This window comes from Flavobacterium psychrotrophum (assembly GCF_003403075.1).
Taxonomy (GTDB): domain Bacteria; phylum Bacteroidota; class Bacteroidia; order Flavobacteriales; family Flavobacteriaceae; genus Flavobacterium; species Flavobacterium psychrotrophum.
Map to the genome: position 1 here is coordinate 3730149 of NZ_CP031557.1, position 25303 is coordinate 3755451.

General features: G+C 41.6%; 25 protein-coding genes. 11 read left to right on the forward strand and 14 right to left on the reverse strand.

The features are described from left to right. Nucleotides 1-3: 3 nt before the first annotated feature. The 4 genes from DYH63_RS16095 to greA form a co-directional block, all read right to left on the reverse strand. On the reverse strand, nt 4-417 hold the full coding sequence (locus DYH63_RS16095; protein ID WP_116789765.1) for a lipocalin-like domain-containing protein: 414 nt from the start codon (nt 415-417) through the stop codon (nt 4-6). 195 nt (nt 418-612) lie between these two features. Further along, the gene (locus DYH63_RS16100) at nt 613-942 is read right to left on the reverse strand and encodes a lipocalin-like domain-containing protein (RefSeq protein WP_116789766.1); all 330 of its coding nucleotides are present in this window, start codon (nt 940-942) and stop codon (nt 613-615) included. Between the two features lie 119 nt (nt 943-1061). Further along, a complete protein-coding gene (locus DYH63_RS16105) occupies nt 1062-1451 on the reverse strand; it encodes an HIT family protein (protein WP_116789767.1) in 390 nt (129 codons plus the stop codon). Nucleotides 1452-1467: 16 nt separating this feature from the next. Continuing rightward, the gene (gene greA, locus DYH63_RS16110; RefSeq protein ID WP_116789768.1) at nt 1468-1944 is read right to left on the reverse strand and encodes a transcription elongation factor GreA; all 477 of its coding nucleotides are present in this window, start codon (nt 1942-1944) and stop codon (nt 1468-1470) included. Nucleotides 1945-2112: 168 nt separating this feature from the next. On the opposite strand from greA, the gene DYH63_RS16115 reads away from it, so the two are divergent. Beyond that, entirely contained in the window at nt 2113-2541 is a 429-nt protein-coding gene (locus DYH63_RS16115) for a Rieske (2Fe-2S) protein (protein ID WP_116789769.1), read from the forward strand. A 228-nt stretch (nt 2542-2769) separates the two neighbouring features. Here DYH63_RS16115 and DYH63_RS16120 read toward each other — a convergent pair whose 3' ends face one another. Beyond that, nucleotides 2770-5064 carry a GH92 family glycosyl hydrolase gene (locus tag DYH63_RS16120; RefSeq protein ID WP_116789770.1) on the reverse strand — a complete coding sequence of 765 codons (2295 nt, stop codon included), beginning with the start codon at nt 5062-5064 and terminating at the stop codon, nt 2770-2772. Between the two features lie 244 nt (nt 5065-5308). Continuing rightward, complete coding sequence (locus DYH63_RS16125) at nt 5309-6055, reverse strand: DeoR/GlpR family DNA-binding transcription regulator (RefSeq protein ID WP_116789771.1); 747 nt, start codon at nt 6053-6055, stop codon at nt 5309-5311. Between the two features lie 113 nt (nt 6056-6168). Here DYH63_RS16125 and DYH63_RS16130 point away from each other — a divergent pair, with 113 nt between their 5' ends. Then, nucleotides 6169-6771 (forward strand): 5' nucleotidase, NT5C type, encoded by a 603-nt coding sequence (locus DYH63_RS16130; protein WP_116789772.1) that lies wholly within the window; start codon nt 6169-6171, stop codon nt 6769-6771. Nucleotides 6772-7321: 550 nt separating this feature from the next. Further along, entirely contained in the window at nt 7322-7627 is a 306-nt protein-coding gene (locus DYH63_RS16140) for a hypothetical protein (RefSeq protein WP_116789774.1), read from the forward strand. A gap of 66 nt (nt 7628-7693) precedes the next feature. Here the strand turns inward: DYH63_RS16140 and DYH63_RS16145 are convergent, their stop codons facing one another. From DYH63_RS16145 to ahcY, 3 genes are all read right to left on the reverse strand, one after another. Next, nucleotides 7694-8866 carry an MFS transporter gene (locus tag DYH63_RS16145; RefSeq protein WP_116789775.1) on the reverse strand — a complete coding sequence of 391 codons (1173 nt, stop codon included), beginning with the start codon at nt 8864-8866 and terminating at the stop codon, nt 7694-7696. A 310-nt stretch (nt 8867-9176) separates the two neighbouring features. Continuing rightward, nucleotides 9177-9812: a leucyl/phenylalanyl-tRNA--protein transferase gene (gene aat / locus DYH63_RS16150; protein WP_116789776.1), complete on the reverse strand. Its 636-nt coding sequence runs from the start codon at nt 9810-9812 to the stop codon at nt 9177-9179. A 282-nt stretch (nt 9813-10094) separates the two neighbouring features. Then, the gene (ahcY, locus tag DYH63_RS16155) at nt 10095-11411 is read right to left on the reverse strand and encodes an adenosylhomocysteinase (RefSeq protein WP_116789777.1); all 1317 of its coding nucleotides are present in this window, start codon (nt 11409-11411) and stop codon (nt 10095-10097) included. An 87-nt stretch (nt 11412-11498) separates the two neighbouring features. Here ahcY and DYH63_RS16160 point away from each other — a divergent pair, with 87 nt between their 5' ends. The 5 genes from DYH63_RS16160 to DYH63_RS16180 all read left to right on the forward strand — a co-directional run bounded on the left by DYH63_RS16160 (nt 11499) and on the right by DYH63_RS16180 (nt 17877). After that, nucleotides 11499-12131 (forward strand): 4'-phosphopantetheinyl transferase family protein, encoded by a 633-nt coding sequence (locus DYH63_RS16160; RefSeq protein ID WP_116789778.1) that lies wholly within the window; start codon nt 11499-11501, stop codon nt 12129-12131. Between the two features lie 16 nt (nt 12132-12147). Further along, entirely contained in the window at nt 12148-12774 is a 627-nt protein-coding gene (pnuC, locus tag DYH63_RS16165; RefSeq protein WP_116789779.1) for a nicotinamide riboside transporter PnuC, read from the forward strand. Further along, complete coding sequence (locus DYH63_RS16170; RefSeq protein ID WP_116789780.1) at nt 12744-14651, forward strand: DUF4301 family protein; 1908 nt, start codon at nt 12744-12746, stop codon at nt 14649-14651. The genes pnuC and DYH63_RS16170 overlap by 31 nt, the downstream gene beginning before the upstream one ends. Before the next feature lie 10 nt (nt 14652-14661). After that, nucleotides 14662-15063 (forward strand): alternative ribosome rescue aminoacyl-tRNA hydrolase ArfB, encoded by a 402-nt coding sequence (gene arfB / locus DYH63_RS16175; RefSeq protein WP_116789781.1) that lies wholly within the window; start codon nt 14662-14664, stop codon nt 15061-15063. Between the two features lie 630 nt (nt 15064-15693). Next, the gene (locus DYH63_RS16180; protein ID WP_116789782.1) at nt 15694-17877 is read left to right on the forward strand and encodes a TonB-dependent receptor; all 2184 of its coding nucleotides are present in this window, start codon (nt 15694-15696) and stop codon (nt 17875-17877) included. A gap of 220 nt (nt 17878-18097) precedes the next feature. Here DYH63_RS16180 and DYH63_RS16185 read toward each other — a convergent pair whose 3' ends face one another. Continuing rightward, a complete protein-coding gene (locus DYH63_RS16185) occupies nt 18098-18970 on the reverse strand; it encodes an AraC family transcriptional regulator (protein WP_116789783.1) in 873 nt (290 codons plus the stop codon). Nucleotides 18971-19167: 197 nt separating this feature from the next. On the opposite strand from DYH63_RS16185, the gene DYH63_RS16190 reads away from it, so the two are divergent. After that, nucleotides 19168-19749 carry a T9SS type A sorting domain-containing protein gene (locus tag DYH63_RS16190; RefSeq protein WP_116789784.1) on the forward strand — a complete coding sequence of 194 codons (582 nt, stop codon included), beginning with the start codon at nt 19168-19170 and terminating at the stop codon, nt 19747-19749. 51 nt (nt 19750-19800) lie between these two features. Here DYH63_RS16190 and DYH63_RS16195 read toward each other — a convergent pair whose 3' ends face one another. Then, nucleotides 19801-20784: a Gfo/Idh/MocA family protein gene (locus DYH63_RS16195; protein WP_116789785.1), complete on the reverse strand. Its 984-nt coding sequence runs from the start codon at nt 20782-20784 to the stop codon at nt 19801-19803. 377 nt (nt 20785-21161) lie between these two features. On the opposite strand from DYH63_RS16195, the gene DYH63_RS16200 reads away from it, so the two are divergent. Beyond that, a complete protein-coding gene (locus tag DYH63_RS16200) occupies nt 21162-22127 on the forward strand; it encodes a sugar phosphate isomerase/epimerase family protein (RefSeq protein WP_116789786.1) in 966 nt (321 codons plus the stop codon). A gap of 8 nt (nt 22128-22135) precedes the next feature. Then, the gene (locus DYH63_RS16205; protein ID WP_116789787.1) at nt 22136-22336 is read left to right on the forward strand and encodes a YqaE/Pmp3 family membrane protein; all 201 of its coding nucleotides are present in this window, start codon (nt 22136-22138) and stop codon (nt 22334-22336) included. A gap of 66 nt (nt 22337-22402) precedes the next feature. Here DYH63_RS16205 and DYH63_RS16210 read toward each other — a convergent pair whose 3' ends face one another. From DYH63_RS16210 to DYH63_RS16220, 3 genes are all read right to left on the reverse strand, one after another. Beyond that, nucleotides 22403-22915, reverse strand: coding sequence for a hypothetical protein (locus DYH63_RS16210; protein ID WP_116789788.1), 513 nt, complete (start codon nt 22913-22915; stop codon nt 22403-22405). A gap of 129 nt (nt 22916-23044) precedes the next feature. Beyond that, complete coding sequence (locus tag DYH63_RS16215; RefSeq protein ID WP_116789789.1) at nt 23045-24757, reverse strand: DUF6029 family protein; 1713 nt, start codon at nt 24755-24757, stop codon at nt 23045-23047. Between the two features lie 4 nt (nt 24758-24761). Next, entirely contained in the window at nt 24762-25238 is a 477-nt protein-coding gene (locus DYH63_RS16220; protein ID WP_116789790.1) for a TlpA family protein disulfide reductase, read from the reverse strand. Nucleotides 25239-25303: the final 65 nt, after the last annotated feature.

A 25303-nucleotide genomic window follows, 5' to 3' on the forward strand; every position in this document is an offset into this window, starting at 1 on the left:
GTATTAGTTGGTGGTATAAATTGTCTGTACAGCCTCCGGGGTACCATCCTCATCAATATCAGTATTATTTTCGATAACCAGCCTTGAAGCTGTAAGCTGTTTTATAGTACCTGTTGATACCGTACCATTTTCAGCTGTTCGCGTTATTGTATTTCCGTCCAGGTCATACGTATAGTAGTCTGTATAATCTTCGCAGTTGTAAACCTCTGTAAAGTTAACAGTGCCATTTGTAAAAAATTCAAGGTAATCCCGGCTGCAGGCATCATCCGGTTGTGGTATGGTATTTCCGGCATATTTATAGGCATCTACATACCACTTACGCCCTGTAAGGTGGTTTGTATCTATTGATGTGCTGCTGCTGTCATCACTACAGGCCGCAAAGCCTGTAAGCAGGCAAAGTAATGCAAGTTTTTTCATGGTTATAATGTTGGTTTTTATGCTGCAATAATAAGGAATAAAAATGGCTGAAAACAAAAAAGCGGGAATAAATCCCGCTTTGCGTTTACATTACCAAATTAGTTATTTTGTAAGTGTAAGTGTTATAGTAGTATCATTAGTACCGTCATCGTTAAGATCATAATCTTCTAAGATTACAAGCTTTGAAGATGAAAGTTACTGAATAGTACCCGTTAAAGTAAACTCTTCGTCAAAGTTAATGGTAATCTTCTTACCTGTAAGGGTATAGGTAATATTGTCTGAATTAGAATCACAATCCGTGTCATAATACACATCTGTACCTACGCCGTTTGCTTTAAATTCGGTATAATCTTTAGCTGTCGCACAGTCATTCTCATAGGGCTCTGCCTTTAGTCCCTTAATTTGAGTAGTAGTAGGGTACCATTTTCCAATAAGTTTTTCTGCACTTACAGAAGATGAAGAATCGTCATCAGAACAAGAGACAAGAAGAATCGCAGCCATAGTAAGGTCTAATAATTTTTTCATGATTTTAAATTAATTGGTTGATAAAGCACAAAAACATTCCTATTTTTAACAAAAACAAATAATTAAAAATAAAAAAGCCGGAAAAATTCCGGCTTTTACTAAATTATTATAATTGTAGGCTACAAATTATCACTTATTGCTTTTGCAAGTGCCTCAAATTCTTCTTTTTCTAATTTTACTTTATCTATAAACCGCATTTCATCCATCGTATTTAGCGGAATAAGGTGCACATGTGTATGAGGTACCTCTAACCCTACTACAGCCACACCTACCCTTTTGCAAGGAACGGTTTTCTCAAGCGCTATGGCTACCTTGCGGCTAAATTGCATAAGGCCCAGGTAATCCTGCTCGTCCATATCAAATATCTTGTTTACTTCCTGTTTAGGTATGCAAAGCGTATGCCCTTTAGCATTAGGGTTTACATCTAAAAAGGCAAGATACTTATCGTCCTCGGTTATTTTATAAGCGGGGATTTCGCCATTTATAATTTTTGTAAATATAGAGCTCATAGTAATGCCGTTTTAATTAGTCTCTTGACAGTTCAAGAACATCAAACTTAAGGGTACCGTTTGGCACGGTAATCTCGGCCGTTTCGCCTACTGATTTACCTAAAAGCCCCCTACCTATAGGTGATGTAACCGATATTTTACCGGCTTTAAGGTCGGCTTCACTTTCCGCTACAAGCGTATAGGTCATTTCCATGCCATTGGCCTGGTTCTTAATTTTTACTTTACTGTGCACAAGCGCTTTGCTCAGGTCTAACTGCGTCTCATCTATAAGGCGGGCATTAGCCACCAGCTCTTCTGTCTTGGCAATTTTAAGCTCAAGCAAACCCTGCGCTTCTTTGGCAGCGTCATACTCAGCGTTTTCAGAAAGGTCTCCCTTATCCCTGGCTTCGGCTATGGCCGCGCTGGCTTTTGGGCGTTCTACGCTTTTTAGCTGATCCAGCTCTTCCCTTAATTTTTTTAACCCTTCTGCAGTGTAATAAGATACTGTACTCATAACTTCATCGTTTATATAAATAGAAAAAATCCCAGTCAGGACGGGATTTCTTTAATGCAAAGATAATATTTATTTGAAATATCGTTTTTTAATTAGGCCGTAGCCGATACCAAAGTTAATTAAATTAAATTTGTTTCATAATTTTTCTGTATAAATTTAAAATCTGCAATGAAAAAAATAATTGCCCTTCTTATTGCCCTTCCTTTACTTGCCTGCTGTAGCCCTGAGTCTTTCAGGAATAATAACAAATATCTTCCCGGCTATAATTTTAGTGCTCCTATAGACATGTCATTACCACTGTACACCGACCTTATGTATACCGGAAACCCTGTTTACATAGGCACTGCCGGTTATGGCATAAACGGTATTATTGTAATGAAAACAGGAAATGGCTATGCAGCCTGGGAGGCCAGCTGCCCTAACCAGGAACTGAGTGACTGTTCTATGCTAAGAATTGTAGGAATTAATGCGCAATGCCCTTGTGATGATGTAGAATACAGCCTTTTTACCGGCCAGGCTACCACACCTGTAGAGTATGGACTGAAACCCTACAGGGTAGAGATTATAAGCAATACCTATATAAGGGTATATAACTAATTTTAGTGCAGTTTTTAGTACGGCTTGTCATGCTGACCATAGGGAAGCATCTCTAATCGTTATTGAAACCCTTCGACTCCGCTGCGCTCAGGATGACAAAACATAGCTAATCAGCTTTTTGTGCCAAATAATAGCTTAATTCGAATGTCTTTCTCGCAAAGCTTTGCGACTTCGCGGCTTTGCGAGAAATTTTTAATATATCGGACTATATTATACTTTGAGGTAGTATTACTTTTTCGCTTTAGCCCCCATATAAAACACCAGCGTACCACCATTCATAATATCGCTGTGCTTAATGGTAGTACTGCCATATGGTTTACCATTAAGTTCTGTTTTTTGAACATATACATTTTTTGCACTTTGGTTTTTCGCGCTAATGGTAAAGGTTTTACCATTCTCTAAATGTAATGTTGCCGATTTTACCAATGGGCTGCCCAGCGCATACGCATCGCTGCCCGGTGCTACCGGATAAAACCCAAGGCTGCTAAAAATGTACCACGCACTCATTTGTCCCGTATCGTCATTGCCGCCAAGGCCATCCGGCGATGGCTTATACATAGCATTAAGAATCATGCGCACGCGTTGCTGGGTTTTGTAGGGTTGCCCCAGCCAGTTATACAAATAGGCTACATGGTGGCTGGGTTCGTTACCGTGCACATAGTTGCCAATAATACCATCCCGGGTAATGTCTTCGGTATGTTCAAAATACTTATCGGGCAGCTGCATGGTAAAGAGTGAATCAAGGTGTTGCGTAAACTTTTCCCTCCCGCCATTTAAGGCAATAAGCGCCTCAGGATCCTGGGGTACATACAGGCTATAGTTCCATGCATTACCCTCTATATAGCCCGCCTGCGAAGTTTCTAATGGATCGAACTGCTTTATAAAACTGCCATCGGTTAGTTTTGCCCGCATAAAATCGGAGCTTTTATCCCAAACGTTATTGTAATTACCGGCACGCTTGCTGTATTCGGCATACACTTTATTGTTACCCAGTTTCTTTGCCATTTGGGCAATGCACCAGTCGTCATAAGCATACTCTAATGTCTTAGAAACCGATGCCCCACTTTTATCTTCAGGCACATAACCGAATTCTTTATACTGTTTAATACCGTCATAATATTCCAGGTTACTGGCATCTATGCACGCCTGCAATGCTTTATTAGTATCGAAACCTGTATTGCCTTTAACCACGGCATCTGCAATTACCGATACTGCGTGGTAGCCTATCATGCACCAGTTTTCATTAGCATAATGGCTCCATACCGGCAGAGCATGGTGTACACTCTGGTCGTAATGCGCCAGCATACTCTGTATCATATCGGCATTGCGTTTGGGTTGCACCACATTAAATAGCGGGTGCAGCGCCCGGTAGGTATCCCAAAGCGAAAAGGTGGTGTAGTTTGTAAAACCTTCGGCTTTATGAATGTTCTGGTCAAGGCCCTTATAACTGCCATCGGTATCCATATATACGGTAGGGTTAATAAAAGCATGATACATGGCTGTATAGAAATTGACTTTATCGCTGTCGTTAACCGTTTCAACGCTTATCTTATCAAGTTCTTTTTCCCATAATTGCTGGCCTTCAGTTTTTGTCTTCTCAAAATCCCAGTGCGGAATCTCCTTTTGCATATTTGCCAGTGCCCCCTGCGTGCTTACCGGCGAAAGCGCAAACTTTACCTGTACCTGCTCTCCTGCCGCCACATCAAAGTCAAAGTACATACGCAGGTTTTCGGCTGCCTGCTCCGGGAAGTTCTTTGTCTGGTCAAAGCGGCGCCAAAAGCCGTTGTAAATATTATCCTTATCATAGGTTTGAGCACCATAGTTTTTTATAGGCTTGCTAAAAGCCATAGCAAAATATACGGTACGGGTACGCGCCCAGCCACGCGTTTGGCGGTAACCGGTAACCAGCGTATCGTTTTCTACACGCACAAACGTCCACACGTTTTTATTGTTATGGTTGTAAATGCCATACATAAAATCAGCAATAATATGAGCAGTTTCGGCCTTTGGGAAGGTATATTTATGAAACCCCACGCGCTGGCTGGTGGTAAGTTCGGCAGTAATATTATGCGCATCCAGCTTTACCTTATAATAATTAGCCTTTGCCACTTCATTAGCGTGCGAATAGCCCGACCTGTAACCGCTGCCGGGTTTATCTGCCGTGCCGGGATTGAGTTGTAAAGCACCCGTAGTAGGCATTAGCAAAAAGTCGCCCAGGTTGCTATGGCCGGTACCGCTAAAATGTGTGTGGCTAAAACCTACAATGGTTTTATCTTCGTACTGGTAGCCCGCGCAGTATTCATATACTTTGCCGTTGTACTTTTTATTAAGCTCATAAGCAATGGTATCGGTTTCGGGGCTTAGCTGTACAGACCCAAACGGCACTGTAGCACCCGGATAAGTATGCCCCATTCGCTGGGTACCAATAAGCGGATTAATGTAGTCGAAATTTTTCTTTGCAGTTTTTTGGCTGTAGCCAATAAACGAAAGCAATAGCGTTGCGGCGAGTAGTTGTAATTTCATCAGGATAAAAATACGCAAGGCAACGCAATTTACAAACATGGCGTGCTTGTATTTACAACGAACTCATCTTGACTTTTTTGATTGAAGCGAAAAATAGGGATTTTTGATTCAGATTTTGACTTTTTTGCACTGCATAGCAGCGCTACGGAGTAAGAAACAGGCGAAATATGGAGCAAAAAGACCAGTTTGCAGCCAATTGAAAAAAGTCAGGATGAGTTCTACTAATAAATTAACATAAGTGCACTTACACCACCTTTAAACCTAAATCACGGTAGGGTTGTAATTTTTCATTATCACTATCCACTTCGGTAATTAGTACATCTACCTTAGTAATAGGGCAAATAAAGAAAGCCTCGGCGGTATCTATTTTTTCGAGCGTAGAAAGTGCTATTATCTGTCTTGCATTTTCTACCATGTTGCGTTTTACAAGGCTGTCCTCATAACTGCGTGCGGTAAGCCCGGTGGTATGGATGCTGCTTACGCCAAAGAAATAAATATTTGCACGCACATTGCGTATGGTATCAATAGCCTGCTGCCCTATGGTAGTAAAGGCTGTTTTGTAAAGCCTGCCCCCGGCAAAAATCATTTCGGCATTAGGATGATCTTCCAGCGCCTCGGCTACCGGAAAGCTGTTTGTTACCACCTGTATCTTGAGGTCTTTCGGCAGCATTTGTGCCACGGCAAGAACTGATGTGCCTCCATCCATAAAAATGGTTTGCCCGTCTTTAATAAATGTAATGGCTTTCTCTGCCATGCGCAGCTTGTGGCTTACGTCATATTTTTCGCGGTCACGGTAGTGCTGGGGTATGCTGGAGTTTGCTATGGCGCCGCCACGCACTGCTTTTAAAAGCCCTTGTATGTCGAGTTCTTTAATATCGCGCCTTACCGTATCTTCAGATACGTTTAGTAAGCGGCTCATTTCGCCAAGCTGTACGCGGTTATCGCGGGTTAAGTGTTCCAGTATCAACTGTAAACGCTCATCTTTTACCATGATGCAGATTAATTTACTGCAAAGATACAAAAATTTAATATTGCAAAAGTTTGCAATTATTTGCAACATATTGCAATTTATAATTATCTTTGCCGCAAGATAACGCAAACCTCATGAATACCTCAGAAAAAAAGAAAACGATTGCAATCGACATGGACGGAGTTCTTGCCGATGTAGAAAAGCAGTACCTTGACTGGTATGAAAAAGATTATGGCACAAGGCCGGAACCCGAAAGTATGCTTGGCCTTATGGAATGCGATGCGTTGCCAAATGATGCGATAGCTAAATTTTTGGTAACACCAGGCTTCTTCCAGACCCTGCCCGTAATGGAGGGCGCTGTAGAAGCGGTAAAAGAACTTATGAAAGAGCATGAAGTATACATAGTGTCGGCAGCTATGGAATTTCCGCTTTCATTATATGAGAAAAAACTATGGCTGGAAGAACACTTTCCGTTCATCCACTGGAGAAATATAATTTTTTGTGGCGATAAAAGCGTAATCAATACTGATTTCCTTATAGACGACCACCTTAAAAATCTTGACAACTGCCCTGGCAAACCCCTGATGTTTAATGCGTTTCATAACGTTAACCACCACCACCACCAAAGGGTAAGCCACTGGAACGATGTACCGGCACTGGTGCGCGACCTGTGCAGTATTCGCAAAAAGCTTGAGGCGCTGCCCGTACTGGCAAACCAGGACAGGCCACGCTGGTAAAATTTCTGATTTTTTAATTCCTGCCCGCTCCGGCGGGTTTTTTTATTGGGTATAATTACGTACATTCGGTGTAAACCGACCCGATTAATGAAATGAATATTAAGAGAAAAATCCCTGCCGAAATTATATTTGCCCGATTACTGATAGCCGTGCATATAGTATTTTGGTCTGTTATTTTGACGATAGATGTGGATAATTCTTTTATTCTGTTTTTCTGGTATTTCGCTGCGGAAGTATTGGCGAGTACAGCGTCGGTAATATGGCTAAGTGTATAAAAAAGCCAAAGAATTTTCTTAGCCATGCACTAACTGTATCGTTGTTATTAGTGGTGGTTATTATAGTTTTTATTGCATTCGCCATTAAATTGAGTAAAGATTTAACATGAAGCACCAACACATCCGTCCGGCTGTAATTATCCTGTCTGTTTTTTTGTGGTAGGCATAATAATCTTTCCTAATGTAAGCGGTTTTTTTGTGCCTTAAGCTAAAAATGACACCTATTTATTCGATATTTGAAGCATGGAAGGCATCTGCCGATAGACTTAAACAATATGCAAAACAATCAACCTGATAAAGACAAGCTTCTTAAAACTACCGCGCAGTGGGTGCTTATCCTACAGTTTTTGTTTTTTATAGCAGGTATATTTTTTTTGCTGGTCAATCCTGTAAGTGCCTTCTTTTATTTTGTATTATGGACTGGGATTGTAGGTGCAGTAAACCTCTTTTTTGTCATTTTCCTGTTTGGCTTCCGTCAAAAAAAATACAGGGCATATGTAGTGCAGCTTATATTGTTTCCGCTAATACTGGGCTGTGGCGGCATGTTTCTGGCAATATGCATCTCATGGAGAAATGGCTAAGTCGCAGCATTTTTCCGCCAGCATTTGGATTTATGGGCATAATCATAGCCATACTTACTTCGGGCATTACCTGCTAAGCTGTTTCTTTTCCCAATATACAATATATACAAAAGCAATGACCACCATGGCAGCGGCTGCATAAAACATAGCCGGGATGCGTGCCAGTACATCGCCATAGTACCAGCCTGTAAATGCTGCGCCAAGCCCTATGCCTGCTTCCAGTGCTATGTAACCTGTAGCAACGGCTTTGCCTCTATGGTCCGGATGGCTCATTTCTACCGTCCAGGCATTAATGGCAGGCGAGTAAATGCCCTGTGCCACACCATAAACGGCCGCCGCAAGCATAAGCATAAATACTGAGTTTGCTATACCGGTAAGCACCAGTGCTGCCACAAGTACTACAAGCCCTATTTTTATAACGCGGGTGCGCCCATAACGGTCGCTCGCTTTGCCGGCTACAAAACGCATAACCAGCGAAAACAGCGTAAGGACCATAAAAAATGTTCCCTTATTGGCTATTTGCAACGACTCAGACCTATCGGGTATCAGCGTTAGCATGGCACCGTAAGACAGGCAGGTAAGCAGCATTACTATTGCTGCAGGAATTACCTCTACGGCAATTATATCTTTGCGCGATATTTTTAACAATGCCGGACGAAATTTTTGCCTTGCCACAAGGGTTTCTTTCATATTCATAATAATCAGGATGCTTAGCAAAGCCAGTGCAGACGACACGTAGAACAATACGTTTATACTAAAATACAGCGTAATAAAACCTCCTATTGCAGGGCCTACTGCCATACCGGTACTAAAACACAGTCCGTGTATGCCCAGTGCCTCGCCCCACCTTTCCTTAGGAGCAATATCTGCTACATAGGCTGATGTTGCCGTGGGTTTAAATCCTGTAGAAAATCCGTGTAATAACCTTAAAAATAAAAAACCTGATACCGATGTAAGTACGGGATACAACAATCCGCACACAAAACATACTATAGACCCTACCGCCATAACAGGCACACGCCCCACGGTATCGGTAAGGCGGCCGCTAAACGGACGCGATATACCGGCGGTAAGTGTAAACAATGCTATAATTAACCCTTTATATTCGGCACCACCCAGGCTGCTAAGGTAATTAGGCAGTTCTGGTATAAGCATATTAAAACTTGCTGAAAACAACAACGAACTAAGGCATAACAGGCCAAATTGCAGGTTGTAAATAGGGTGCGGGGATTTTTTCATAACGATTTTTCAAAGGTACGCAAAACAGTTTTAAGTCAAAAGGCTTAACCACTAAGCGTAAGAATTTACCACGGAGGTCACTAAGTTAAAGCCACGAAGTCCACAAGGTTAGCCGCCCAAGGGCAGAAGGACACAAAGCTGCGTGTTTTCTTAAAACTGAATAATCTGTTGAAATTTACATAGCGCTTTGCGTTCTTATTGAGCATGAATTTAATATCCAACTTTGTGTACTTAGTGGTTTCTTTGTGCGCCTTGTGGTAAACGTTAAAGCTCAATTTAAAATTCAAAATACAGAATTTAAAATAATAAATCACGACCTCAATATTTCCAGAAAATCTTTCCTTAAAATTTCGCGTGCGCCCAGGCTTTCAAGGTGGCCGTTGTGCACCTGGCAGTCGAGCAGGCGGTAGTTTTCTTTTTCGAGCTTTTGTGCAAGCGCTATAAAAGCCATTTTACTGGCATTGCTTACTTTGCTAAACATACTTTCGCCACAAAATATATGGCCCAGGTCTATTCCGTACAGTCCGCCTACAAGTTCGCCGTCCTGCCATACCTCTATAGATTTTGCAAAGCCCAGTTCGTGCAGGCGTATGTAAGCTTCGGTCATCTCGTCGGTTATCCAGGTACCTGCCTGCCCATCGCGCTTTATGTCGCGGCAGTTAGCAATAACATCGGCAAAAGCCGTATTCCAGGTTAGGGTAAACTGGTCGCGGTTAATAATGTTCCGCATACTTTTAGATATCTTGAGTTCCGGAAAAAAGAGTACCATACGCTCTGGCGGGCTCCACCACAGTATAGGCTCGTCATCTTCAAACCACGGAAATATACCACTGCGGTAAGCCAGCATAAGCCGTTCCGGTGTAAGGTCGCCACCTATGGCTACAATGCCTTCCGGCGAAGACCGGTGTACCGGCGGAAAATATAATTCTCGTGATAAAAAATACATACTGTTGCTAATTGCGGCTACAAAAATATATTTTATTTATAGAAGTGGTTTAAACTTTTTCAACCGAAGTTATACTAAATAAAAATACACCCTTATGGGGATTTCAGGTTTTAACAGGGCTGCTTAGCTTTGTAATGTTAACGGGAAGTGCATCCTGGTAAAATATTTCTGATAGTTTTTAATTGAAAAGCCCCGATGATTGGACACCAACGGGGCTTTTTATTTTTAGCATATTTTAGAATTGAAATCTAAAATCTAACTTCTTAATTCTAATTTCTAAAATTAGTAACGGTAGTATTCAGGCTTAAATGGCCCTTCTACACCTACACCAATGTAAGCAGCCTGGCCTTCGCTAAGTACTTCAAGCTCTACACCCAGTTTAGCAAGGTGAAGCGATGCTACTTTTTCGTCAAGGTGCTTAGGCAGCATATACACCTCATTACCATAAGCAGCACTGTTTGTCCAAAGCTCGATTTGGGCTAGTGTCTGGTTAGTGAATGAATTACTCATTACAAAACTTGGGTGGCCTGTAGCACAACCAAGGTTTACAAGACGGCCTTCCGCAAGGATAAGAATATCTTTACCTGCAATAGTATACTTATCAACCTGTGGCTTAATTTCAACTTTGCTAGCGCCGTGGTTGCCGTTTAGCCATGCCATGTCAATCTCGTTATCAAAGTGGCCAATGTTACAAACAACCGTTTTATCTTTCATTTGCTCAAAGTGGCGGCCTACAACAATATCTTTATTACCAGTAGTGGTAATAATAATGTCTGCATTACCTACAACGGTATCCAGTTTTTTAACCTCATAACCATCCATAGCAGCCTGAAGCGCACATATAGGGTCAATTTCAGTTACGGTAACAATAGAACCCGCACCACGGAAAGAAGCAGCAGTACCCTTACCTACGTCGCCATAACCGCATACAATTACACGCTTACCTGCAAGCATAAGGTCAGTAGCACGGCGCACCGCATCTACAGCACTTTCTTTACAGCCGTATTTATTATCAAATTTAGATTTTGTAACAGAGTCATTAACGTTGATAGCCGGCATTACAAGAGTACCGTTTTTCATACGCTCATAAAGGCGGTGTACACCTGTAGTAGTTTCTTCGCTAAGGCCTTTAATACCTGCTGCAAGCTCAGGAAAACGGTCAAATACCATATTAGTAAGGTCGCCACCGTCATCAAGAATCATGTTAAGCGGCTGACGGTCTTCGCCAAACCAAAGTGTTTGTTCTATACACCAGTCAAACTCCTCTTCGTTCATACCTTTCCATGCGTAAACCGGTATTCCGGCAGCAGCAATGGCAGCAGCAGCGTGATCCTGGGTAGAGAAAATGTTGCAAGAGCTCCACGTTACCTCTGCGCCAAGTGCCTTAAGTGTTTCTATAAGCACGGCCGTTTGTATGGTCATGTGCAGGCATCCTGCTATGCGGGCACCTTTAAGCGGCTGGCTTGCACCATATTCTGCACGTAGTGCCATAAGGCCCGGCATCTCAGCTTCTGCAAGCTCTATTTCTTTTCTACCCCATTCCGCAAGCGAAATATCCTTTACTTTATAAGCCTCATACGGCAGCGTGGTTGTACTCATACGTATTTATTGTATATTTGTATTAGCAAAAATTTTTGCAAAGTTAATAAATTGCAACTTAAGTTTCCCAACCCTACTTTATAATAAATGCCTTTATATAAATCGCTTACCATAGATAATAACACCCAGCTGCTTGTATGGCAAAATACAGAGCCGCTGGAAGAGCTATTGGCCACGGTAAGCCTTAAGGATGTTTGTGTGCATAAGTTCGAAAAAATGAAGAGTGAACAGCATCAAAAAGGCTTTTTGGGCGTTCGGAAACTAATGCAGCACATAGGGTATACTGACTTTGACCTGTTTTATGATGCTAACGGAAAGCCACACCTTAAAGACGGCAAAAACATTTCTATTACCCATTCATATGCCTTTAGTGCCATAATAGTGAGTAGCAAGCAGAGTGGTATAGATATGGAGATGCAGCGTGAAAAGGTGGTAACCATTGCAGAAAAATTTTTATCTAAAGAATTTGCCTACCTCGACCCTACCCATATGGAAACCTACATGCGTATGCTTATAGTGCTGTGGGGCGTAAAAGAAGCCGTATATAAAATGGTGTCGCGCAAGGGGCTTAGCTTTAAACAAAATATAGAAGTATTTAAGTTTGCTATGGAAGACGGTCGTGGAGAGGCCGCCTATGCCTATGAAGAACTTGCCGCCAGGCTGCCGTTTTACTTTATGGAGCTGGAAGGATTTACCCTGGTATACTGCCTGGGTTACTAACTTTAACTGTTTTTTAATGTTTGACGTTTTAGATTTGTTGTTCAGTCAATATAAAGGCTATACTTTTGCACAAATAATTTTAGAGGCTGTAGCCGTTATACTGGGAATTGTAAGTGTAGTTTATAGTAAAAAAAACAGCATATTGCTTTATCCGGCAGCAATAGTAAGTGCACTGATATACATTTACTTATTATGGCAATGGGAACTGTATGGCGACCTGATAATAAACATGTATTATTTTTACATGGGCATTTATGGATGGATATTGTGGAAAAAATCATACGGAAAAGACAACGATTTTCTAAAAATCACAAATTTATCGCAGCAGGATTACCTGAAATCGGCATTTATTTTTATTTTTTCGATTATATTTGTTTTAGTAATATATTGGTCTTTTGACAAGTTTGATAAATGGTGGGCATATGCCGACATATTTATGACGGGGCTGTTATTTGTGGGGACATGGCAGCTGGCAAAACGTAAACTTGAAAACTGGCTTTTTTTAATAGCGGGAAACATCATTGCTATACCGCTATTTTATCTTAAGGGATATACCCTTACGAGTATTTTAAATGTAGTTTTAACAGTAATTGCCATTTATGGCTATTTAGCATGGAAGAAAATTTTACACGCCAAAAAGTAAACACGTTATACTTAACGGTTTATGCAGAGCAAGACAGTAAATCAACCGCTGCTTTGCTTAATCAGCAACCTTTTGCAGAAGAAAAAGATAACAGGAAACTGAGTTTTAAGGCTAAAGACATTGGGGATGTCGTTAATCCTAAACCATCTGACCTCGCTATTGTTATAGCGCCCGAAGGAAATAAAGCTGCTAACGAACTTGCCGAAAAACTGCGCCAAAACCAAAACCTGCGTATAAGGGTTACAGAAGGTTATGATGATGTGTATGCTAAAGTACACGAAATAGTAAGCGAATTAGAAAAGGCATTAGAACTTGGCATGAGCCTGGTTGATTTTCTTCAGATATACAGACGCTGCATTTCGATGGAAAAAATTCAAAACCAAATTGAAATTTTCAATACCGGCATCGCAAAAATAAACCTGGATCGCCAGGCCGTTATAGGCGATGGCATTACATTGTTGCAAAAAGACGAAGCCACCAGCCTTGCAGAATTTTTTGACAGCAAAAGAGATAATTACAAACTTAAAAAGTTTGTACCCGCATCTGGCGCTGCAACACGCATGTTTAAATTTCTGCATGATTTTATGCTGGGCTACGATCCTAAAAAAGAAACCATTAACGGCTATATAAACCGTGTTAGAGACAACTCGTTACAGGTATTTTTACTTGGGCTGGAGCGTTTTCCGTTCTACAAAGCCATAAGTGCCGTATCTGATAAAAATATAGAATGCCCTGATAAGGAAAACGAGAACGTGCGTGAAGACGAACGTAACTACAGCTTTATCAAAACCATGATGAGCGAAGAGTACTTTGATTATGCCAATAAGCCAAAGGGTATACTGCCGTTTCATTGCTATGGCGATTTTAGCGCCACTCCTGTCTATGAGCATTTAAAAGAAGCCGTGGCTTATGCAAGTTCTAAGGGACAAACTCATGTGCACTTTACCATATCTGAAAACCACCTTAACGGTTTCCTTGATTCTATTAACGATGCACGCGGCAAAGTAGAAGCAGAATCGGGCGTTAAGATCAACTTTAACTTTACTTATCAGCACCAGGAAACCGACACTATAGCGGTAGATCTTGAGAACAAACCGTTTAGAGACGAGAAAGGCGGCTTGCTTTTCCGTCCCGGGGGGCATGGTGCACTTATCGAAAACCTTAATCGCCTTGATGCCGATGTGGTGTTTATTAAAAACATAGACAACGTGCGCCATACAAAGATAGATACTATATCTACTTACAAAAAAGCGCTTGCAGGCATTATGATAAAGCTGCAGGAAAAGATATTTGGCTATATGAACGACATTGAGAGTGGCAACATTAATGAAGCCGAGCTTGATGAAATTGTAAAGTTTGCAGAACAGGAACTGTCTCAGGACATATCGCCTGATTTTGATAAATTTACCCTGCAAAACAAGTTCTTATATGTTATGGAACTGTTGGACCGCCCTATCCGCGTATGCGGTATGGTTAAGAACGAAGGCGAACCCGGTGGTGGCCCATTCTGGGTAAAAGGCAAGCGTGGCAGGCTGTCGCTGCAAATTGTAGAAAGCTCGCAAATAGACTTTGATAACAAAATACAGAGCCACATTTTTAGCCAGAGTACACACTTTAACCCGGTAGACCTGGTATGCGGCCTTAAAGATTATAAAGGAGAACGTTTTAACCTGCAGGACTATGTAGACACTAATACGGGCTTTATTGTGCAGAAGAACCGCATGGGTAAAGACGTAAAATCGTACGAGCTTCCGGGCTTATGGAATGGTGCTATGGCCGGATGGATAACCGTGTTTGTAGAGGTGCCTCTTAAAACCTTTAACCCGGTTAAAACCGTAAACGACCTGCTGAAGCCTGCACACCAGGACCCGGCATAAATTTTTAATTGTGGACACGGATAAGATTCTTACAGAACTGGATTATAAGGCGGTACGCAGCAGCGGAGCCGGTGGACAAAACGTAAACAAGGTATCCAGCAAGGTAGTGCTTGGGTTTAGGCCAGAGGCTTCTGCGGCGTTATCTGATGAGGAGAAGGCACTGATAGCCGAAAGGCTTGCCAACCGCATTAATAACGATGGAATGCTTATACTGCAATGCGATGAAGACCGCAGCCAGTTTAGAAACAAGGATATTGTTACCCGTAGGTTTCTGCAATTAATTGAAAATGCACTTAAGATACAAACAGTGCGCAAGCCTACTAAAATTCCGCGTTCTGTTATAAAAAAACGGCTGGAGGGCAAACGCCACAATGCCGATAAGAAACAAGGCAGGCGAAAGCCGGATTTTTAATTCTGATTATCAGATATTAGATTGTTTTTATAATCTATGTTTATTACAATATTACAAGCTTAGGGCTGCCAAACGGCAGCCCTTTGTTTTTGAATATAGCCGGAGCCATTTCTCTATATCCTAACAGCATTGTTGCTCAACCGTTTAGCATTGTACCGTTCAAACATTTTTTTCAACACGATTTTTCTTAACCACATAGAAACATAGCTGTTAGTTCCCCAAAAACCATTCAAAGTTCACATAGTAAAAGCTGCGCTTTACATAGCACTATGTGCAAAATCTAATTTCTATTTTACCTCTTAACTCAAAAAACTATGCCTCTATGTGGTCAGAAAAAGAATGTGTTAGCTCATAGATACAGTTCCGATTTTCGCTGATTCATTACTAATTTTTTCAATCTTTTAATTTTTCAATTTTCTAATCATAAATAAATAATTACATTTGCCGCGTCTCAAAGGGGTGCCCTAAACAATCGGGCTGAGATCATACCCAAAGAACCTGGGCGGGTAATGCCGCCAAGGGAAAACAAGGCAATAGAACGGAGTGCACGCCGAAACTATGCCCGGAAAAACAATTTTAACCATTAAACAAAAAGAATAATTACCCCTTTTATTCGTAAGCTATTTACGGATGAAAAAATTATTTAAAAAAGCTTCTGAGCCACTTAGCCATTTAGCCGCTAAGCCATTATTTCTTCTTATAACAACACTTTTATCGTCGGTGGCTTTTGCGCAACAGCCCGCTACGGCTCAAGACAGTATTAATAAGCTGGACGAGGTACTGGTACAGGCCGTGCGTGTAAATACAAACACACCTGTTACTTTTAGCAACATTACTAAAGCAGAACTTGCCCCGCGCAATCTGGGGCAGGACATCCCGCTGCTTTTAAACTACCTGCCCAGTGTTGTTACCACTACAGATGCCGGTAATGGCATAGGTTATAGCAGCATACGTGTGCGTGGCGCCGATGCCAGCCGCATAAACGTAACGCTTAACGGCATACCGTATAATGATGCCGAATCGCACGGTACTTTTTGGGTAAACATGGGCGACTTTGCATCGAGTGCAGAGAACATTCAGCTACAGCGCGGTGTAGGTACCAGTACAAACGGTGCAGGTGCTTTTGGCGCAAGCCTTAACGTACTTACTGATGCGTTCCAGAAAAAAGCGGGTGGCGAAATATCCAACTCCTTTGGAAGTTACAATTCGCGCAAGCACACCGTTAAATTCAGCACCGGGCTTATAGACAACCATTTTGAAATTGCAGGACGCCTTTCTAACATTGAAAGTGATGGTTATATAGACAGGGCTTCGAGCAGCCTGAAATCTTATTTTTTACAGGGTACTTATGTGGGCACTACAACATTAATAAAAGCAATTGCCTTTGGCGGAAGCCAGCAAACATACCAGGCCTGGAATGGTATTGATGCGGCAACCATGAAAGAGAACCGCAGGGCTAACTCTTCTGGCTATTATACTGATGATGCAGGTGTTGTTCATTTTTATAAAAATGAAAACGACAACTACTGGCAGGATCAGTACCAGTTGCACTGGAATGAAAAATGGGCTGAAAACTGGAGCACTAACGTTGCCGCTTTTTATACTAAAGGCCGTGGATACTATGAAAACTATCGCGATGATGCCGACCTGCCGGCATATGGCATACAGCCGTTAAGTGTTAACGGACAAGATATAAGCGTAGCTGACATTATTACCCAAAAATGGCTGGACAACGATTTTTACGGAACAACCTTTTCTGCTGTTTACAACAAAAATAAACTGAACGTTATAGTAGGCGGCGGTGCCAATAAGTATGAAGGGTCGCATTTTGGTAAAGCCATCTGGTCGCAGTATTCGGCTTCGGTAAGGCCGGATGACCGTTATTATGACAACAGCGCCAGCAAGACCGATTTCAATATTTTTGCTAAGGCTAACTATGCTATAGGCAGCAGCCTTAGCCTATTTGGAGATATGCAATACCGCGCTGTACATTATAAAGCTGATAATGTTACTGAAGATAATACAAGTGTAGTTCCGGCAGATGACACCTTTAACTTTTTTAATCCTAAGGCAGGACTTACCTATACCGTTAACGATAATAACAGTATTTACTTTAGCTATGCCCGTGGCAATAAAGAACCCCGCAGGGCAGATTATGAAAATGGCAGCACTAAACCCGAATCTTTAAATGATTTTGAGCTTGGCTGGAGGTTTAAAAAGAACCGCAGTACCCTGAGCATTAACGGTTATTATATGCGCTATAAAGACCAACTTGTACTTACCGGTGCCATTAATGATGTGGGCAGCCCTGTTTATGCTAACAGCGGCGACAGCTACCGTGCGGGTATTGAGGCCGATGCCAGTATTTATGCAACTGACTTTCTTATCATAAAGCCTAACATTGCAATAAGTACTAACAAAAATATTGATTTTTATAACGAAACAGAAAGCGGTACTGTAAACGCAGGCGATACTCAAATTGCATTTTCGCCATCGGTAATTGCCGGTAACCAACTGATATTCGTTCCGTTTAAAAACTTCCAGGCAGCATTGCTTTCTAAATATGTAGGCGAGCAGTATATGGATAACCTTGAAACATCGGGCAGTAAACTGAAAGATTATTTTATAAATGATATCAATGTTTCTTACGAGTTTAAAAACATATCGGTATTCAAATCGATTGTTTTAAGCGGGCTTGTAAATAACATTACAGATAAAAAGTATATTTCTAACGGATATATGTATGGAGCTGATCCTTATTATTATCCGCAGGCTACCCGCAACTTTTTAGTGGGGGCCACGCTTAAGTTTTAAAAAAGTTACTTAGTTGCTGAACAACTTAAAAATATCCTGCTTTGGCAACAAGGCAGGATTTTTATTTTCCGTTTTATTTTTTGTTTATTTCGCAAAGAGACACAAAGGAAACGCTAAGTTTCATAAAGAAAAAGCTGATGAAAAATATCGTTCACTAACTGTATGTGTTTAACCAGCAGTATAGCTTTGCGGGTCTGCGCCTTGGCGAGAAAAACAAATACTACACAATATGTGCTTTAAGCTCGTGCCTGTATTGTGATGCACTTTTTCCGGTTATTTCTTTAAACGATTTATTAAAGTGACTAAAGTTATTAAAACCGCTTTCATAACATACTTCTGAAATACTCATGGGCTGCTCTGCAAGCAACTTGCAGGCATGCACCACGCGGTACTCATTTACAAAGTGTACAAAGGTTTTACGCGTCATTTTTTTAAAGTAGCGGCAAAAGCTGGGCACGGTCATACTCGCTATTTCGGCAACGTCTTCCAGCGGTATGGCTTCCCTGAAATTATCTTTTACATAGTTGAACACCATGTTAATACGGTCGTTGTCCTGCACATGGGTTTCTATGGCAAAGCCTTCGGCATTAAGCACTTTATAATCATCAGCCTGCTCCAGATCGTGCAATATGCTTATAAAACCCATAAGCCTTTCAAACGGATGTTGCCCGGCGAGGGCTTCCATACGCTCGCCTACCAGGTAGCGGGTATCGGCACCAAAGGCTATGCCGCCCCTGGCCCTTTCAAAAAGCGCCTGTATGCTTTTTGTTTCGGGCAGATCCATAAAGGTAGTTCCTAAAAAATCAGGCTTCATCTGTATTACGGTTTCGTTACGGTTACCCGTAGTATCATCGGTAAAGCCACAGTGCGGCAGGTGGCTGCCTACGAGTATAAGGTCGCCATCGGTATAATAAGACAGGTGGCTGCCTATTTGCCGCTTTCCCGAACCGCCATTTACAAAAACCAGCTCAACCTCAGGGTGGTAATGCCATACATGCGATTTTATATTGGCATTTTGCTCATAACCCGTATAGGTAAAAGAACTACCAAAAGAGGGCTCTATAACTTCGAAGGAAGGCTTCAAGTTTTTCATAAAATTGGTATATTTTTCTCTGCAAAAATAATCAAAACAGGTCAATATTCGCTCAATTTAACTAAAAAACGTTTTCGTAAAGTTAATATAGCATACAAAGTGGAAAATATTGATGTAACTATATTTAGATAACGGGTGTAATTTAGCAGTATAGAATAAGTGATTAACCAAAAAGGTTTAAGAGTATGAAAAATCTAATGAAATTCGGAGTAGCCCTTGTAGCAATGTTTGCAACAGTTGCAATGCACGCTAGTGACAATGATTTTAATGTTAAGGCTAAAGAAGGCGCAGGTAAAGCAATCAGCTTTACGATAAACGATACTAAAAACGTTCACGTTTCCCTATATGCAAAAGACGGTTCTGAAATTTTTGACGAAACCCTAAAAGGTAAAGACGGCAAAATAAGCAGGACTTATGATCTTAACGCACTTCCTAACGGAACTTATTACCTTGAAACTGAAACTGCTGTAAAAGTAGCCCGCCACGAAATTACTATCGAAGGCAAGAAAGCTACAGTAAGCGAGCAGGTAGTAGCTGAAATATACAAGCCGGTTGTAGTAACTAAAGACGGTATTGTAACAGTAAGCATACTAAATAACGATAAAAAGCCGGTTGACATAAAAGTATATGACGAAAACAACAACGAGGTTTACAGCGCTACTGCTGACTCTCAAACAGTTGCTAAGCGTTTTGACATCACTAAGTCAACAGCTAAAAATTTCACGCTGGTTATGAGCTACAACAACAAAACGTTTGTTGAAACTGTAGCCGCGAGATAAAAATGAGGTTTGGTTATAAAAAGCCGCACAGCAATGTGCGGCTTTTTTGTGCTATAAATTTCCGGATATCTTATCCATGACCCAGCTGGTGTGCGCAGCAGTTGCTCCGGTAGACGGGTGTAACTCACTACCATTCAAATGATCGCGCATATTTTGCACATGGTATAGCTGTATGTTTTCAGGATGTGCTATTACCACCTCTTCGTTACCGTTAGCGGTTGAAAGCAGCAGCGGTACCTCGTCAAATACGGCAAAGGTTATTGTGCCTTTACTACCATATATGGTAACCTTATCTTCACGCTCATAAGCCCCGAAATTCCAGTTTCCGGAACCCGTAACATTGCTACTGTGCAGCCAGTTAGCCACAAGTGCATCTTTAGCAGTATACAACCCTTGCTGATTGAGGTTGAGCCCGTTAACATCAGTAATATTACCCAATAAGTAGGTAAACAGGTCGAGCCCATGACTGGCCAAGTCGTCAAAGTAGCCACCTGTGGCAATGGCAGCATCTGTACGCCAGTTATACTCTCCGGAAAGGTCTCTGGGTGAAGGTGTTCGCATCAGTTTCCAGCTAATATGGCGCACTACTCCTATTGCTCCGTTATCTATCCATTCTTTAACTTTTAAAAAGCGTGGAAGTGACCTCCTGTAATAAGCCACAAACAGCGCAACACCCTTATCTTCAAAGGACTTGCAAATATCCAGGCACTCCTGCCAGGTGGGCGCCATAGGCTTTTCTATACAACAGGGCTTACCTGCGGCAGCAACCTTAAGAGCATAGTGCTTGTGGCTATCGGGCGGGGTGGCTATATAAATGGCATCTATTTCAGGGTCGTTTATAAGCAACTCTGCGTCAGCGTAATACTTCTCTACATTATGCCGCTGCGCATAATCAGCAGCTTTAGAAGCATCGCGTCGCATAACTGCTTTTAGCGCAAAGCCTTCAACTTTTTGATAGGCCGGCCCACTTTTACGTTCGGTTACATCGCCACAGCCAATGATACCCCAACGGATAACTTTTATATCGTTGCTCATATTTATTCAGAAGTTATATTGGCTAATGTACATATTTTTGCCGGGTGAAATTTTGGCGTCCAAAATTTTCAACCGACAGTACTTTACCATCCAAAACCACTATTTTGTGATATTTTTATATTACTAAACGTCAGCGCTTTATGTTTTCAATTTCCACAATTGGTATATGTTTTTTCAAAGTACTCAAAAATTTACAATTGAAAATCAGGCGCTTATAAACAGTATTCCACATTTGCAGTGTTTTTTTTCTCAAAAAAGGCGGTGTTTCAGGACTGAAACAAGCACTTCAGTACACGATACCTAAAACTTTCGTATGGCTGTAGAATGAGGTGATTATAATTTTTTTATACTTTAGTAGTCCAAAAAACCACCAAATTATGAACCGACGCCTCTTTATAAAAAATACTGCCACAGCGGGTTTTGCCTTACACTTTTTAGGCAGTAAATTTATTCCTGATATTTTTTCTGTGGATGATACCTCAAAACCATTTTTTAAACTTTCGCTTGCGCAATGGTCTTTGCACGATGCTATTTTTTCCGGCAGGCTGGATGCACTCGATTTCCCAAAGAAAGCAAAGCAACTGGGCTTCGGGGCTGTAGAATATGTGTCGCAGTTTTACAACAAACAGGCCGAAGATGCCACAGCTTTCAAAAAGCTTATAGGCGAACTCAAAACCCAGAGTAACAGCGAGGGCGTGCGCAATGTACTTATTATGGTAGATGGCGAAGGAGCTTTGGCAGCCGCCGATGAAATTGAACGTAACCATGCCGTAGCTAACCACCGCAAATGGGTAGATGCCGCTGCCACATTGGGTTGCCACAGCATACGCGTTAATCTTTATGGTGGGCCTGAGCATGACACAGCAGCCTGGAAAACAGCATCTGCCGACGGGCTCACAAAATTGTGTACCTATGCCGCTACCCAAAAACTAAATGTAATTGTTGAGAACCACGGTGGCCTGAGCAGCAATGCTGCCCTACTGAGCGATGTGATGCAGCTGGTAAACCTTAAGAACTGTGGTACCCTGCCAGACTTTGGTAACTTTTGCATTCAGCGTCAAGATAATGGTACGTCATCAAACGCCTGTATTAATGAATACGACCGCTACAAGGGCGTTACAGAGATGATGCCGTTTGCAAAGGGTGTTAGTGCTAAGAGTTATGATTTTGACAGCACTGGAAATGAAACTACTATAGATTACCTGCGGATGCTGAAAATAGTTAAGTCATCGGGGTATACCGGGCATATTGGCATTGAGTATGAGGGGCAAAGACTTGGTGAAGAAGAGGGGATTATAGCTACAAGGGAGCTGCTGATGAGGGTAGCTAAAGAGATTAAATAATACACAAAATGAGGTACGTAATTGCATTCTTTTTTCCGTGGCTGTCATTGTTCTTCCAGGGAAAAATACTTAGCGGCATCATTTGCCTTATACTCCAGATAACAATTATCGGTTGGATCCCCGCATTTATATGGGCGGTAACATCACTTAACCGCATGTATGCCGACAGGAGAACCAGCAAAATAATAAGGGCAATGAAAAGAGGATAAGGCTTTAGGTCAGGGTAATGATTGCGGGCTGGTATGCAATTATATGAAAGTCAATAGTCGAACAACCTAATACTTGTCTACTTCGTGCAGGCTTACAATTTGGTCGCCCATAAACCAGCGTCCTTTAAACTGTATGGCCTTAGGCACTACAAAGGCATATTTTACGCCACCCGATGTAAAATAGAGTGATATGAACTTATTATATACCGCACCTATTTTCTTTTTATTCTGCATAATCTCAATGTCGTTATCAACCATATCGCTGCCGGTTATCTTAATGTCGTTTACATTGAGACCAAACTCTTTTATGGCTTTCTGGAAAAGCTCAAAACCATATACTGCCCCGGCCAGTCCTTTTGGATAGCAACGGGTAACCACATCTTTAGGAAACACCTTTTTTTTATCGCTTACCTTAAAGTATGTGGTAAGTATAGACTCTGACGGATACATGCGCTTAAAGCCGTTAAGGTCATTTTTAATACACGCCGTAAAAACCCTGCGTGCCAGTTCTTCTCCCGTTTTTTGCGCGAAGAGGCCCAGGGGTAACAATATAAGTAACAGCAGGTAAACCGTTTTCATGTTTGTATATTTTTGGCTTAATACAAAACGTTGTACTTTTTAAAACATTGTTACTGCAAGTTAATAAAAAAATCCCGGTGCCTGCAAGCTCCCGGGATTTTCGTGTATTGTTCTTAACAGAAAACTGTTTTAAAATGCAGTGCTTATTTGTAACGATACACCGGTACTTTCGGGCACATAACGGCACACACCACCCACACAAACAAGCCCACCCCTTTGGCGGCCATAATTTGCGGCAATGCGCGTTGCACCTATACGGTAGGCACCGCCCACGTTATAGTAATGTATCTGCTTATTAGGGTCGTCATTACCATAGTTATAAATATCCCATACATAAAAAGAGTATTTATCGTCTATATTAAGCTCTAGAGTAGCACCAGCCCAGTTCTTTTTATCGGCATCGGCCCACATGTGCTCTGCCTCCAGGCGTATCGACCTGTTTGGTGTAAAGTTATAAGTAGCCTCACCGGTAACAATGTTGGTATTAACCTTATCGCCACCTTCTATCCAGGCCTTATTATAAAACTGCCTCATGTAGTAAAATGCCGTATGCCAGCTTTCGCTAAACTGTTTGCGCACCTCTACGTTATAATCAGAAAAATATTTTTCACCTACACCAAAAAGCTTAGTATCATAATATGCGGGGCTAAGGCGGTAAGTACCCGCAAGGTTGTACCAGCTACTAAGGTTAGCGGCCAGTTTAGTACCATACTTGCCCCCCAGCGGTGTATCTTTTGCAAAGTCATAAAACAGGTCTATCTGTCCGCCGGTTTCACCCGCTTTTAATATGCTGGTGGTGCTAAAATCTACTTTGCTTTGCGCCTGGTAAACATAAATGTTAGCCAGGTTACTGTGGTGTTGTTTAGTAAGTGCCGGTGTAAAGTTAATTACCCTGTCGTTATAGTTAAGGCTTGATGAGTTAATGTCGTAAGACACGGGTTCTCGCTCGCTCAAAAATTTAAAATTCTCTGTACGGCGTAGTGTAGCATCTATACCAAGTCCTTCTTTAGAATAGCCAAAATTAAGCAAGATGGCATTGCCGGGTTTAATAAAACCGGGGTCTATAAGGTTTTGCACATTAAGCACACCATCTTTTTGCTTATAATCATACTCTCCGCTCAGGTAAAATGAATTGTGTATAAAGTTAAACCTTGCTCCCACAGCATTAGTCAGGGCATCAAAGCCTGCAATACTTTCGGGAAGTTTCTCATAACGCCCTATATAACTTGCGCCAAAAGAAAGGTCTGACACTTCAAACTTAAACAGTTTACTAAGGTTGAAGTCAGAGTCAAAACCATAAATATCGCCACGGGCTACATCAAAACCGGTACGCTGGCGGCCATATAATGCGGTAAACCTTACATTATCGCTGGGACGGTAAACAATTCTGCCACCACGTAGCGCAGTATTTATACCCAGGGCGCGGTCTTCCCACGCGCGAAACAGCATACCGCTGCCAAACTGCTCATAAAAATAGCCACCGGTAATTTCAAATTTATCCGTTTTATAAGCGGCATACCATGTACCTACATTAGTGCCCTTAAAACCGGGATTGTAGTTAAGCAATGCGTTAGGCTCATAAGCTTCGCCCTGCACACCCGCGCTAAAGCCTTTATACTGGTAGTTTACAAGCAGGTAGCTGTTAGACCTGATGGGCTTACCATTTATAGGATCAGTATCCTGGTTTACGCCCGTGCCTTTATCATTAAGGTACCATTGCGAGTTACTTTCAAAACCGCCATATACACGGCCATAATCTTTTTTCTCAGGTATAGAATCGGTTTCCTGTGCAAACAGTGGTGCTACAGCAAACATTGGCAGCAGCCATAATAGTTTTTTCATCAAATTAAAGCTGCTTCAGTTTTTCATAAAGTTCATTTTCAGCACCCTGGCTATAGCCATTGTGTATGTACACCACTTTTTTATTTTTAACTACTATGGTGTAGGGTACATTAGCTATTGCCAGCGCCCTTTTTAGGTCCTGGTTAGCATCCAGTAACACTTCATAAGGCCATTTTTTGCCATTTAGCAGTGGCTTTACCCTTTTTTGTGTGCGTGCGTCATCTATAGATATGGCTACAACCTCCATATTAAGTTCTTTGCTCCATTCGGCATAATGCTCGTTAATAGCATCAAGCTCATTAATACAGGGCACACACCAGGTAGCCCAGAATGAAAACACATACAGCTTGTCTTTCTCAGCAAAGTCTGTCTTTACGTTATAGCTTTTATTACTAACAGATTTGATAGAAACGTTAGGCATTTCTTTTTGGGCATAAGCACCTGCAGAAATCAGGAGCAGCAACATTAAAAGCTTTTTCATGAGGGTAAAAATTTGAATAAAATTGTCGTGTCGCAATATTAAAAAAAATTTAAGGTAAATTCCCT